15 protein-coding genes are annotated in these 12,761 nt (G+C 68.1%); 8 read left to right on the forward strand and 7 right to left on the reverse strand.

Annotated elements, in window-relative coordinates; genetic code table 11:
- The first annotated feature begins 79 nt into the window (after positions 1–79).
- From ILP92_RS08425 to ILP92_RS08450, 6 genes are all read left to right on the forward strand, one after another.
- A complete protein-coding gene (locus tag ILP92_RS08425; protein ID WP_198915936.1) occupies positions 80–781 on the forward strand; it encodes a GntR family transcriptional regulator in 702 nt (233 codons plus the stop codon).
- A gap of 8 nt (positions 782–789) precedes the next feature.
- Entirely contained in the window at positions 790–1,884 is a 1,095-nt protein-coding gene (locus tag ILP92_RS08430) for a Gfo/Idh/MocA family protein (RefSeq protein WP_198915937.1), read from the forward strand.
- A 265-nt stretch (positions 1,885–2,149) separates the two neighbouring features.
- Entirely contained in the window at positions 2,150–2,404 is a 255-nt protein-coding gene (gene tatA / locus ILP92_RS08435) for a twin-arginine translocase TatA/TatE family subunit (protein WP_198915938.1), read from the forward strand.
- 24 nt (positions 2,405–2,428) lie between these two features.
- On the forward strand, positions 2,429–2,902 hold the full coding sequence (tatB, locus tag ILP92_RS08440; protein WP_198915939.1) for a Sec-independent protein translocase protein TatB: 474 nt from the start codon (positions 2,429–2,431) through the stop codon (positions 2,900–2,902).
- Positions 2,899–3,798 carry a twin-arginine translocase subunit TatC gene (gene tatC, locus ILP92_RS08445; protein WP_198915940.1) on the forward strand — a complete coding sequence of 300 codons (900 nt, stop codon included), beginning with the start codon at positions 2,899–2,901 and terminating at the stop codon, positions 3,796–3,798. Before tatB ends, tatC begins: the two co-directional genes overlap by 4 nt.
- Positions 3,799–3,839: 41 nt before the next feature.
- A complete protein-coding gene (locus tag ILP92_RS08450) occupies positions 3,840–4,673 on the forward strand; it encodes an ATP-binding protein (protein WP_198915941.1) in 834 nt (277 codons plus the stop codon).
- A gap of 68 nt (positions 4,674–4,741) precedes the next feature.
- On the opposite strand, the gene ILP92_RS08455 is transcribed toward ILP92_RS08450, so the two are convergent.
- From ILP92_RS08455 to ILP92_RS08475, 5 genes are all read right to left on the reverse strand, one after another.
- The gene (locus ILP92_RS08455; RefSeq protein ID WP_214649985.1) at positions 4,742–5,950 is read right to left on the reverse strand and encodes an SMP-30/gluconolactonase/LRE family protein; all 1,209 of its coding nucleotides are present in this window, start codon (positions 5,948–5,950) and stop codon (positions 4,742–4,744) included.
- 116 nt (positions 5,951–6,066) lie between these two features.
- Positions 6,067–7,233 carry a peptidoglycan DD-metalloendopeptidase family protein gene (locus ILP92_RS08460; protein WP_198915942.1) on the reverse strand — a complete coding sequence of 389 codons (1,167 nt, stop codon included), beginning with the start codon at positions 7,231–7,233 and terminating at the stop codon, positions 6,067–6,069.
- A 127-nt stretch (positions 7,234–7,360) separates the two neighbouring features.
- On the reverse strand, positions 7,361–8,002 hold the full coding sequence (locus tag ILP92_RS08465) for a protein-L-isoaspartate(D-aspartate) O-methyltransferase (protein WP_198915943.1): 642 nt from the start codon (positions 8,000–8,002) through the stop codon (positions 7,361–7,363).
- Entirely contained in the window at positions 7,999–8,772 is a 774-nt protein-coding gene (gene surE / locus ILP92_RS08470; protein WP_198915944.1) for a 5'/3'-nucleotidase SurE, read from the reverse strand. Before surE ends, ILP92_RS08465 begins: the two co-directional genes overlap by 4 nt.
- A 66-nt stretch (positions 8,773–8,838) precedes the next feature.
- On the reverse strand, positions 8,839–9,474 hold the full coding sequence (locus tag ILP92_RS08475; protein ID WP_198915945.1) for an SDR family NAD(P)-dependent oxidoreductase: 636 nt from the start codon (positions 9,472–9,474) through the stop codon (positions 8,839–8,841).
- A 260-nt stretch (positions 9,475–9,734) separates the two neighbouring features.
- Between ILP92_RS08475 and ILP92_RS08480 the strand changes: the two genes are divergently transcribed.
- A complete protein-coding gene (locus tag ILP92_RS08480) occupies positions 9,735–10,115 on the forward strand; it encodes a hypothetical protein (RefSeq protein WP_198915946.1) in 381 nt (126 codons plus the stop codon).
- A 70-nt stretch (positions 10,116–10,185) separates the two neighbouring features.
- On the opposite strand, the gene ILP92_RS08485 is transcribed toward ILP92_RS08480, so the two are convergent.
- Positions 10,186–10,611: a YybH family protein gene (locus ILP92_RS08485; RefSeq protein ID WP_235971238.1), complete on the reverse strand. Its 426-nt coding sequence runs from the start codon at positions 10,609–10,611 to the stop codon at positions 10,186–10,188.
- 100 nt (positions 10,612–10,711) lie between these two features.
- Here ILP92_RS08485 and ILP92_RS08490 point away from each other — a divergent pair, with 100 nt between their 5' ends.
- Positions 10,712–12,400, forward strand: a complete 1,689-nt coding sequence (locus tag ILP92_RS08490; protein ID WP_198915948.1) for a chloride channel protein — start codon at positions 10,712–10,714, stop codon at positions 12,398–12,400.
- Positions 12,401–12,404: 4 nt separating this feature from the next.
- On the opposite strand, the gene ILP92_RS08495 is transcribed toward ILP92_RS08490, so the two are convergent.
- Entirely contained in the window at positions 12,405–12,746 is a 342-nt protein-coding gene (locus ILP92_RS08495; RefSeq protein WP_198915949.1) for a DUF427 domain-containing protein, read from the reverse strand.
- Positions 12,747–12,761: the final 15 nt, after the last annotated feature.

The raw sequence follows: 12,761 nt of genomic DNA on the forward strand, positions 1-12,761 counted from the left end.
TTTCAGACGGTGCATTTTCAGCTTGCCTAGCATGGCCCCGAATGTGCATCAATCGTATATCAATTCCGTCAAGGCCGCCATGCCCCCGCCACCGACCGCGCCGCTTTACCGGCAGATCACCGACCTTCTGGTGCGCCAGATCGCGTCCGGCACGTTGATCGCCGGCGAACGTCTGCCGCCCGAACGCGAGCTTGCGCAAACCCACCGGGTCGCCGTGGGCACCGTGCGGAAATCACTGCGGGAATTGCAGGCGCAGGGGCTGATCGAGCGGCGGCACGGCTCGGGCAATTACGTGCGGGGGGTGCGCGATATCGGCGGGCTGTACGGCTTCTTCCGGCTCGAGCCGCCCGGCGGCGAGGGGCGGCCGGATGCGCGGCTGATCGCATTCGATCTGCGGCCGAAGCCAAGTGACGCGCCGGACTTCGGCGAGGATCCCCAGGCGTTTCGCATCAGGCGCCTGCGCAGCCTGGACGGCACTGCCGCCGCACTCGAGGAAATCTGGCTGGACCGGGCCCGCGGGTCCGGTCTGACGCGCGATGTGATCACACCGTCGCTCTACAACACCTATCGCACGCACCTGTCCCTGCGCATCGTGCGGGTCGAAGACCGGATCGGCGTGGCCGGCTTGCCCGATTGGGCGGATGAGCGTCTTGCGCAACCGGTTGGAACGCTCATGGGACACGTGGAGCGCCTGGCCTGGGCGCAGGATGGCACGCCCTGCGAATTTTCGCGAACCTGGTTCGATTCGGACAAGGTTCGCTACGTGAATCGGCTCAAATAGGAATATGAATGCCTGAAATCGTAAATTACGGGATCATCGGGTGCGGGATGATGGGGCAGGAGCACATGCGCAATATCGCCCTGTTGCCCGACGCCCGCGTCGTCGCGGTGGTCGAACCCGACAGCCAGCAGGCAGCCCTGGCGCGCGCGCTGGCCCCGCAGGCGCAGCTCTGTCCCGATATCGACGCCCTGCTGGCCGTCGCGCCGCTGGATTGCCTGGTCGTGGCGTCGCCCAACAACCTGCACGTGGACCAGATCGCGCAGATCGCCGCCCGCCGCGCGCTGCCCATGCTGATGGAAAAACCGCTCTTCACGGCGCCGGACCAGGCGCGGTCCCTGTTGCAGATCGACTATTCCGCGCCGATCTGGGTGGCGATGGAATACCGCTACATGCCCCCGATCCAGGCGCTGATCGAGCAGGTAGACGCGGCCACCGGCGGTCCGGTCATGCTGACGATCCGCGAGCACCGCTATCCGTTCCTTCAAAAGGTCGGCGACTGGAACCGGTTCAACGACCGTTCGGGCGGCACGCTGGTGGAAAAATGCTGTCATTTCTTCGATCTCATGCGCCTGATCCTGCGCGCCGAGCCGGTGCGGGTCATGGCCAGTGCGTCGCAAGCGGTCAATCACCGCGACGAAGTGATCGACGGACGCCGCCCGGACATCTGGGACAACGGCTATGTCATCGTCGATTTCGACAACGGCGCGCGCGCGATGCTGGAATTGTGCATGTTCGCCGAGGGCGCGCGGTTCCAGGAAGAGATCAGCGTGGTCGGTCCCAAGGGCAAGATCGAGGCGCATGTGCCGGGACCGGGCCGCTTCTGGCCCACGCATCTGGGCGCGCCGCCCGTGGCGCAGGTCATCATCAGCCCGCGCAGTCCGCGCGGCCCGCAAGCCATTGAAGTTCCGGTGGATCCGACGCTTCTGGATGCGGGTGACCACAACGGCTCGACCTTCTACCAGCATAGCCGTTTCCGCGAGGTCGTGCTGGGGCGCGGCCCGGTCGAAGTGTCGTTGCAGGACGGCGCGATCGCGGTCGAAATGGGGCTTGCCGCGCAGGACTCCGCCCTGACGGGACAGGCCGTGACGTTGCCGCGCCGCTGACGAGCGGTGAAGGTGGATCGAGGTCAACGGCGGCGTGGGCGCCATACCGCTGGAAGCTCGTGCGCCTTCGGATCCGACCGCAACCGCGTGTGCGGACAGGGTTTTGCATCGCAAAACCGGGCGCCATGGCCCGGGGCCTTGGAAATTCGCCGCGACCATCGAAAAGGTGACCGCTTTGCGCCTTCACGCCAGCCCTGACTTCGCATAGATAACATGCGGACGTTCCGGCGGCGCTGCACGTGCCGCCCGAAAAGGGAGAGAGCAGATGCTCAACAATATCGGCCTTCCGGGCCTTCTTTTGATCGCAGTCGTGGTGCTGGTGCTGTTCGGGCGCGGCAAGATCTCGTCCTTGATGGGCGAAGTCGGCAAGGGGATCACCGCCTTCAAGAAGGGCGTGAGCGACAGCGACGACGAGGCCAAGAAGGCCGAGAACGCGCGCGAGATCGCAAGCCCCGATGAAAGCGACAAACCTGCGACCCCCGCGGTGCACACCGACGACAAGTCCGAGACCCGCACCTAACCGTTCCCGAAGGGAGCCAGGCCCATGTTCGACATCGGGATGACCGAACTGCTGGTCATCGGCATCGTCGCGTTGATCGTGGTGGGGCCGAAGGACCTGCCGGGCATGTTCCGCACGCTTGGCCGCTTCACCGGCAAGATCAAGGGCATGGCCCGCGAGTTCCAGCGCGCCATGGACGACGCCGCCGACGAGGCGGGCGTGAAGGATATCAGCCGCGACCTGAAGGGCATGAGCAACCCGAAGAAATACGGGTTGGACAAGCTGAACGAGGCCGCGGATTCCTTCGAGAAGTGGGAGCCCGGTAAGTCGGCGTCGTCGAAGCCGAAAGGTCCGGCAACGCAGGCCCTGAGTGACAAGCGCAAGGCCGAAGCCGACGACCTGCGCCGGGCCGCGGCCGAGCGGGCCGATGGCGGCTTGCAGGCCGAGCCTGCCGCGGCGAAGGACACCGGCACCGCGGCGGACACGCCGCTGACCAAGGCCACGGAGTCCGACGCGTGAGCGCGCAGGACGAGATCGAAGACAGCGCCGCGCCGCTGATCGAGCACCTGGCCGAGCTCAGGACACGGCTGATCCGCTCGGTGGTCGCGTTCATCATCGGGATGGTGATCTGCTTCACCGTGGCCACGCCGATCTTCAACTTCCTGACCGATCCTCTGTGCCAGGTGCTGGCGCAGCGCGGCCAGGATTGCGACCTGATCTTCATCTCGCCGCAGGAAGGCTTCTTCGTGGCGATCAAGGTGTCGCTGCTGGGCGGGCTGTTCCTGGCCTTCCCGATCATCGCGGGCCAGATGTGGCGCTTCGTGGCGCCCGGGCTCTACAAGTCCGAGCGCGGCGCGTTCCTGCCCTTCCTGGTGGCGTCGCCCTTCATGTTCGTGCTGGGCGCGGCCTTCGCCTTCTACGTGGTCACGCCGCTGGCCTACGACTTCTTCCTGGGCTTCCAGCAATTCGGCGATGCCGGGCAGGCGGTCACGCCCGAGCAGAACGCAGCACCGCTGTCGGTGGTCTTCCAGGGCTCGGCGCAGGAATACCTGAACCTGACGATCAAGTTCATCGTGGCCTTCGGGCTGTGCTTCCAGCTGCCGGTCCTGCTGACGCTCATGGGCAAGGCGGGACTGGTCAGCGCGCGCGGCCTTGGCGAAGTGCGTAAATACGCCGTTGTCGGCATCCTGGTCTTGGCCGCGCTGGTGACGCCGCCCGACGTGATCACCCAGGTGATCCTGTTCGTCGTTGTCTACGGGCTCTACGAGGTGTCGATCATCCTGGTGCGCCGGGTCGAGCGCCAGCGCACCGCCGCGCTGCGGGCCGAAGGCGTGCTGGGCGAGGACGAAGAGCTCTACGATTACGACGACGACCTGGACGATGGCGAGCCCGACGACGACACGAAACGTCCGTAGCGCGCGAAGATCCGCATGACGTCAAAAGGGAATAGCCGCGCATGACCGACGCGTTGGACCGGATCGCCGACGCGCTCGAGCGCATGGCGCCGCCGCCCCTGGCCGATCCGGACTGGGACGCGGCAGATGCCTTCGTCTGGCACGTGACCCCCGACCGGCTGGATCCGGTGACGCGGATCGCGCGGGTGGAGGTGGGCCTGCTGGTGGGCATCGACCGGTCGCGCGACACGCTTCTGGCCAATACCCGCCAGTTCGCGCGCGGTCTGCCTGCCAACAACGCGCTGCTGTGGGGTGCTCGCGGCATGGGCAAGTCGTCGCTGGTCAAGGCGATCCACGCCGAAATCGGCCGCGATCACCCGCTGAAACTGGTCGAGGTCCAGCGCGAGGACCTGCCGTCCATCGGCCGCCTGCTGGGCCACCTGCGCGCCGCGCCGCACCGTTTCATCCTGTTTTGCGACGACCTGTCGTTCAGCCATGACGACCAGCATTACAAGTCGCTGAAGGCGGTGCTGGATGGCGGGATCGAGGGGCGGCCGGACAACGTGGTCTTCTATGCCACGTCGAACCGCCGCCACCTGATGCCCCGCGACATGATCGAGAACGAGCGCGCCAGCGCCATCTCGCCCACCGAGGCGACCGAGGAAAAGGTATCGCTGAGCGACCGCTTCGGGCTGTGGCTGGGCTTCCATCCCTGCACCCAGGACGAATATCTCGCGATGATCCGCGGCTATTGCGACGCGCACGGCATCGACATCGACGACGCCACCCTGCGCGCCGAGGCGATCGAATGGCAGGCCACCCGCGGCGCCCGCTCGGGCCGCGTGGCCTGGCAATACTTCACCGACCTGGCAGGCCGCCGCGGCGTCGATCTCTGACGCCACGCCCCTGCTTCATCTTTCCCGAAATACCTCGGGGGTGCGGGGGCTGGCCCCCGCTGGTCCCGTCACGCGGCCCCCGCGCCCTGGGTCGCCGTGTAGACCGCGTAAAGCGACTGGCTTCCGGCCATGAACAGCCGGTTACGCTTGGGCCCGCCGAAGCACAAATTGCCGCAGACTTCCGGCAGCCGGATCCGGCCCAGAAGTGCGCCGTCGGGCGACCAGCAGGTGACACCGCTATACCCCACGTTGCGCCCCGCGTTCGACGACGACCAGACGTTGCCGTAGACATCCACCGCCAGCCCGTCGGGTCCGCATTTCACCCCGTCCACCATGCAGTCGGTAAAGAGCCGCCCGTTCACCGCTTCGCCCTCGGGCGTGACGTCGAATGCGAAGATGTTGCCCTCGCCGCCGACGCCGCCATCGCCCGGGCCGGGTCCGGTGGACGCGATGTAAAGCGTGGTCTCGTCGGGGCTGAGCGCCAGGCCGTTGGGGTCGGGGGCTCCGTCCTGTCCCACCACGCGGGTGATCGTTCCGTCGGGCGCGATGCGGTAGGTTGCGGTTTCCATCTCGCGCACCGCGTCGCCGATCTCGGGCGGCTGGCCCAGCCGCTGGTTGATCAGCCCGTCGGGATTGGTGGGCCCGCCCGGCGCGCCCACGGCGCCTTCGTAGAGCTGACCGCCATAGGGCGGGTCGGTGAACCAGTAGCTGCCGTCCTTCGCGGCCACGATGTCGTTGGGCGAATTGAAGCGCATGCCTTCGAACCGGTCGGCCAGCACCGTCACCGATCCGTCCAGCTCGTAGCGGACCACCCGGCGGGTCAGGTGCTCGCAGCTCAGCTGCCGCCCCTGCCAGTCGAAGCTGTTGCCGTTGGAGTTGTTGGACGGGTAGCGGAACGTGCTCACGTGGCCGTCGTCTTCCAGCCAGCGCATCTGGCGGTTGTTGGGGATGTCCGAGAAGATCAGGTACTTGCCGACACCGTTCCAGGCGGGCCCCTCGGCCCAGAGCGCGCCCGTCCAGAGCCGCTGGATGGGCGCGTTGGCCTGGGCGAGGCCGTTGAAGCTGGGATCCACCGCGATCACGTCCGCATCCCAGAAATATACGTTGGGCGGCGCGTCGGGGCCGAACTGGCGCGGCGGATCGCTGACCGTCGACGGGGGTTCGACGGGGCCGAGGGCCGGGCCGGACTCCTGCGCCTGCGCCGCGGTCAAGGCAAATCCCGCGGACCCCGCGCCGATCGCCCCCAGCGCCGCGCGCCTTGAAATTAGATCAGCCATGTCAATCTCTCCCTGAAAAAATCGTGCCAGGGAACAAGACTAGGCACCGCCGCAGGACGCTGTCGCGCAGCACTGTCGCCGCGGCGCGGAAACGGGCGGGAAGCCGCCGAGCCGCGCTATTCCAGGTAGCCCACCGGATCGACCGAATCGAAGCCTTCGCGCACCTCGAAATGCAGGAAGCTGGGGTCGGTGTCGCGGATCCGGGCAACGGTCTGGCCGCGGGCCACGCTGTCGCCCTTCTGCACGCCGATCCCTTCCACGCCCGCATAGACCGTCAGGATATTGCCCGGATGGCGCAGCACCAGGATGGGCACCTGGTCGGTGTCGCGGGTGATCGCCGCGACCGTTCCCGCGTCGGCGGCCCTGACCGGGGTTCCGGGCGTGGCCGAGATGTCGATGCCGTCGTTGCGCCCCTTGCGATAGGGCCGGATGATCGGACCGGTGACGGGGAAGACGAACTTGCCGCCCGCGCTTTGCGCGCCCAGGTCGGGCGAGGCGGGCACATCCCGGGGCGGCGCCTGGTCGAGCTGTTCGTCGGGCAGGGGCTGCACGGCCGATGGCGGTGCGGGGGCCACCGAGCCTGCGCCGGGGGCCGTGACGCTTTCGGGCGGCGCTTCGGTCGCCACGGGGATCAGCAGGAAGCTGCCTTCGCGCACGGTCATGTCGGCGTCGAGGCTGTTCCACTCGGCCAGCGCCCTGACCGGAACGCCGTAGCGCCGCGCGATGGAAAAGGCCGTCTCGCCGCGGGCGACCTGATGGCGCGTGGGCTCTTGCCCGGTCTGGATGCCGCGCGCCTCGGCCCGTCGGATCGCTTCGCCCGCGCGCTGCTCGAGCGGCGTTGAGGTGATCGATTCCACCGCCAGACCCGGCGTTTCGAGCGCCGGGCGGATCGGACCGGCGATGGGGGCCCCGGTGGCAGGCGACGGCTCGGCCACGCGGCGGGGCAGGGCGATGATTTCGCCGCGCCGCAGCGGCACGTTCGGGGGCAATCCGTTGTAGCGCGCCACCTCGTCGGCGGGCAGGCCCACGCGGCTGGCGACGGCCTGCACGGTGTCGCCGCGCTGGGCGACGGCCACCTGGTAGCTGGGATAGGAGACGATGCCACGGCTGTCGGGGCGCGGCGGGGCCGCCACGGCCTGCCGCACCGCGGTGGAGGTGTCGAAGCCGTCGACCGTGTCGCGCAGATCGAAATCGAACGTCCCGGTCTGGTCGCAGGCCGCCAGGCCAAGCGCCGACGCCAGGATCAGCGGCAGGGGCCGCATCGATAGGGGGGGGAAGGTCATGTCTGCTCGTCCTTCGTCGGGGGCGCAGGCCTCTTGCCGGGCCGATAGCGCGCCGTCTGTTTCCGCCTCGTTCGGCCCCCGGATCTGTGCCCGGATGACCTTGCCGCATTCCCTTCCGACCGGCGCGTTACTCGCGCCCCAGTCCTTCCAGCAAGGGCACGAAGCGCACCTTGCGCAGGGCTTCGTAGTCGAAGCCGTCTTCCGTCCGCGTCACCTTCACCAGCGTCTGAACCGCGTCGCTCTGGCCCACGGGCACGATCATGATACCGCCGACACGCAATTCCGCCAAGAGGGGACCGGGCGGGTCTTCGGCGGCCGCCGTGACCAGGATGCGGTCGAAGGGCGCCTGGTCGTCCAGACCGTGGCTGCCGTCGGCGGTGAAGGCGGTGACATTGGTCAGGCCCAGCCGGTCGAAGACCTCGCGCGCCTCGGTCACCAGGCGGCGGTGACGGTCGACCGAATAGACCCGGCGGGCCAGTTGCGACAGGATCGCCGCCTGGTAGCCCGAGCCGGTCCCGATCTCGAGCACCTTGTGACGCGGCTGCACGTCCAGCGCCTGCGTCATCAGACCCACGACCGACGGCTGGCTGATGGTCTGGCCGCAGGCGATGGGCAGGGGCATGTCCTCGTAGGCGCGGTCGGCGAAGATGCCGCGCACGAAAGCGCCCCGGTCGATCTTTTCCATCGCGTCGAGCACGCGCTTGTCGGTGATGCCCTGGCTGCGCAGCGCGAACAGGAATTGCATCCGGGTCGCGGCGTCCACGCTCATCCCAGCGCGTCCGACAGGGACGCGAGCGCGCCGTGATTGGTCAGGTCCGCGGTCAGCGGCGTGACCGACACGTAGCCGTCCAGGTTCGCCGCCGCGTCCGAACCCTCGGCGGTGGGGCGCTGCTGGTCGCCGCCCCGGATCCACAGGAAGCTGCGGCCCGAAGGCGCTGTCACGGGCGCGACGTGAAAGCCCGTGCCGCGGCGAAAGCCCTGCGAGCAGGCGCGCACGCCCTTGACCTGGTCGGACGGGAAGGGCGGAAAGTTGACGTTGTAGAAGGTGCGGTAATCCTCGTCGCCCCATTGATCGGCCGCCAGGATCGCGCGCACGACACGCTCGCCCCAGCCGCGCGCGGCGTCGAACGTGTCGTCCAGCTTGCGGTTGCCCGGACCGTAGAACTGGCTGAGCGCGATCGAGTTGATGCCTTGCAGCGCGCCTTCCATAGCGGCGCCGATGGTGCCGGAATAGAGCACGTTCTCGGCCGCGTTGTTGCCCCGGTTCACACCCGACAGGATCAGGTCGGGCGGGCCGGGCAGGATTTCGTGCAGCGCGCCCAGCACGCAATCGGCGGGCGAGCCTTCGGCGGCCCAGACCCGATCGCCGTGCTGCTGGATTAGGGTCGGGTGGACGTAGTTGATGCAATGCGCGACGCCCGACTGCTCGAAGGCGGGTGCCACGGTCCAGACCTCGTCGCCGATGGCATGCGCGATCTCGGAAAGGACCTGCAGGCCGGGCGCATGGATGCCGTCGTCATTGGTGATGAGGATGCGCAAAGCAGGGCCGCCTTTCGATGGGGTCTGAACCCTGTCTAGGTCAGGCCAAATCGGGCAGCAAGCCGCCTAGAGCAGCGACACGATGCGTGTGGCTTCCTCGGCGCAGGACGTGAGCGCGGCGCGGTCTTCGCCGGGGAAAAACCGCGCCCGCGTGGCCGTGGGCATGGCGGCCGGGGTCACGATCTCGACACGCGGTCCGGTGCGCGCGGTCTCGGCCTGCCACGAGCGGGCAAGCGCGATCTGCGCGGCCTTCGTCGCCCCGTAATGGCCGAAGAACTTTTCGCCCGCGCGGGGATCGTCGAAGAACACGGCGCGGCCTTCGGTGCCCAGAAGCGGCGCGACCATGGGGATCAGGGTCGCGGTGGCGGTGGCGTTGACCGCGACACTTTTCTGCCAATCCTTCGCGGCCAGGTGCGGCGCGGGCGCCAGGGGGGCCGCGTGCACGGCAGGGTGAAGCCAGAGCGCAAGGCGGCCCCAGCGGTCATAGATCCCGCGGCAGAGATGCGCCATGGCGTCGGCATTGGTCACGTCCATGGGCGCGAGCGTCGCCTGTCCGCCGCGCGCCTGGATGCTGTCGTCGAGCTCTTCCAGCGCGCCGGTGGTGCGGGCGACGGCGACGATGTGATGGGTGTCGCAGAGCGCCAGCGCCAAGGCCGCGCCCAGGCCCCGCGATGCACCTGTGATGAGGGCTACGTCGGTCATGGGCGCGGTGTGCTGCGTCGCGCGCGCGGGGTCAAGCGGTCAGCCGCATCAATCGACCCGCGCGAAGCGGGTCCGGTCGTGCCTGTGAGGCGACGCCCGCCTGCCGCGGCCCTGCGCGGCATGGGGGATAACCGTTTGCGCGCGCCCCCCGTTCTTCCTATCGTGGCGCGGGAACGATCCGTCGCCTGCAGGACCGAAGGGAAGACGGGTGTCATCTCGAGAAGAAGACGGACAGATCGGCGGCACGGTGCTCCAGCCGCGTGTTCCTGACAGTCCTGATCGGTGTCTGTTCGATCCTGATCGTCCTGGGGTTCCTGAACGATGCCGTGACCGGGGGCGATCCCGACAAGCAGGGCGATTGGCTGATCAACCACCACGCGCAGCTGATCCGGCGCGGGCCCATCGGACCGGTCCTGATCGTTCTGGGCGACGTGACCGGGATCGGCCTGGTGTCCCTGACCATTTCGCTGCAAGTCACGCTTCACGCGACATTCGCCTGGGCGTTCTGGCGGCTTGCCGCGCATCCGGGCGTGGCGCTCTATGTCGTCGCCATCGACTGGGAGCGCTGGATCGCGTTGCATGTCTTCAGCGCGACGCTGTTCTTCCTGACGGCTTTGCGCCTGAAGTTGATCGTTCCCTGACCGACGATGCGCTGCTTTCGGGCCTGTCTGCGCCGTGCCCTGCGGGACCGCGTTGGCCCGGGATCTGCGGTCAGTCCCGGTAATCGGCAGGCTTGAGGTCCGCGCCGTCGTTCACGTGGCTTTCGGCGCCCGGCACGATATCGGTGTTGTGGGCCGAGACGCACAGCCAGGTGCCGTCGCCCTGCCGCGCCATGACGAAGCTCATCACGGTCTGGCGCGGGCCCGCTTCGCTGCCATCCGGCGCGGTTTGACCGTCCAGGTGCATCCGCGCGTGGAGCACGCAGACCCCGCCCAGATCCCGCCGCTTGACGCGCCCCACGCGCAGCGTCGAGGCGGAGAACATGCCGCGCAGCCCGTAGGCGTGGGCGCGCCGGATCGCGTCGCGGTCGTGCCACCAAAGCCCGACGACGTTGACGAAATCCGCGTCCGGCGCGAACAGGGCGGCCAGCGCATCGGCATCGCGCGCCATCCACGCTTGCACGAAAAGCGCAGGCATATCGCCCGGATCCCGCATTTCCGATCCTTCCCTTTTCGCAGCCACACCAATGTCCTAGAGGTAAAACACGCATTGCAGTCTTCCAAGGGTCACGCAGCACATGACCGATCGCGGCCCGAATCCGAACTGGTCCCTGCTGAACGAGGTGGTCGTCAGCTGCCGCAACGGCTGGCGCGTCCTGCGCCACCGGGGGCCGGGGCAGATCCAGTTCTGGTTCATCGCGCTTGCCGTCGGCTGTGCATCGGGTTTCGCGGCGCTGTTCTTTCGCAAGGGCATCGAGTGGCTGCAGGCGACGCTTTACGGCACCGACGACATCAGCGCGCTGACCCAGTTCGCCCAGGCGCTGCCGTGGTACCTGATCCTGCTCTACCCGATCTGCGGCGGGCTGGTCGTCGGACTGATCCTGAACCGCTATACCGAGGCCGGGCGCGTGCGCTCGGTTGCCGACGTGATCGAGGGCGCGGCGCTGCGCGATGGCCGGGTCGAGGTGAAGGAGGGGCTGGCCTCCGCGGCGGCGTCGCTGATCACGCTGGGCTCGGGCGGCTCGTCTGGGCGCGAGGGCCCGGTGGTCCACCTGGCGGCCGTGATCGCCACATGGGTCAACAACCTGATCCGGGCCAACGGGATCACCGCGCGCGATCTGCTGGGCTGCGCAGTGGCGGCGGCGGTGTCGGCCAGCTTCAACGCGCCCATCGCGGGCGCGCTGTTCGCGCTGGAGGTCGTGCTGCGCCATTTCGCCGTCCACGCCTTCGCCCCCATCGTCATCGCGTCGGCGGCGGGCACGGTCATCAACCGGCTGGAATTCGGCGACGTGACCGAGTTCATCCTGATCGAAGAGGGCGTGTTGTCCTTCTACCAGGAGCTTCCGGCCTTCCTGATCCTGGGGCTGGTCTGCGGGCTGATGGCGGTGGTGCTGATGCGCGCGATCTTCTTCGCCGAAGATCTGGCCAGCGAAGGGCAGGCGCGGCTCGGCCTGCCGCGCTGGGCGCGCCCGATGGTGGCGGGCGCGCTGCTGGGCGGCATTGCCATCTACTTCCCCCATATCATCGGCGTGGGATATGAGACGACGTCGCTGGCACTGACCGGCCAGTTGGTGCTGCACGAAGTGGTCGTGCTGGCCATCGTGAAGACCGCCGCCGTCGCAATCACCATGGGCGGGCGCATGGGGGGCGGCGTGTTCTCGCCGTCGCTGATGCTGGGCGCGCTGGTGGGACTGGCCTTCGGGCTCGTGGCGACCAGCGTCTTTCCCGAAGTGTCCGGGGCCGAGACGCTTTATGCGCTGGCGGGGATGGGCGCGGTTTCGGCGGCGGTGCTGGGCGCGCCGATTTCGACGACGCTGATCGTGTTCGAGCTGACCGGCGACTGGCAGACCGGGCTGGCGGTGATGGTGGCCGTGTCCACCTCCACCGCACTGGCGTCACGCCTGGTCGATCGCAGCTTCTTCCTGACCCAGCTGGAGCGGCGCAACATCCACCTGGCGGCCGGGCCGCAGGCGTATCTTCTGTCGATGTTCCGCGTGAAGAACGTCATGCGCGGCCCCGATCACGAACGGGCCGCGCCCCGCGATCAGATCTGGGAGGCCATCGAGCGCGGCATCCTGATCGAAGGCGACGCCACGCTGGAAGAAGCCATGCCCATGTTCGAGGACACGACCCGGCTGTTCATCCCGGTCGTCAAGCTGGGGGCGCGGGGCGAGCCGCCGGAAATGCTGGGCGCGCTCTTTCACGTGGACGCGCTGCGCGCCTATAACCGGGCGCTTGCCGCGACCGCCGCCGAAGAGCATTCTTGATCGCTCAGACCCGTTCGACCGCCAGGTCTTCGTGCTGGAACGCCACGTGCCCGGCGATCTGCTTCACGTCGTCCTTCGGATCCTCGTAGGACCATGCTGCATCGTTGAGGGTCACGCTTTTCGTGACGATCGAGAAGTAGCTGGCCTGGCCCTTGTGGGGGCAGGTCGTCGTCTTGTCGGACGTGTCCAGGAACGCCATGGCGATGTCGCTGCGGGGAAAATAGACCACGTCGGAATAGCCGTCTTCGTGCAGCATGAGGGCGTCGGTCGACTCGCCGATCACCGCGCCGCCCGCGCGCACGACCCACGTGCCTTCGGCGTTTTCGATTGTGATCCGATCAGACATCCGCTGGCCCTCCCT

The sequence above is a fragment of the Palleronia pontilimi genome, from assembly GCF_016412875.1.
GTDB classification, from domain to species: domain Bacteria; phylum Pseudomonadota; class Alphaproteobacteria; order Rhodobacterales; family Rhodobacteraceae; genus Palleronia; species Palleronia pontilimi.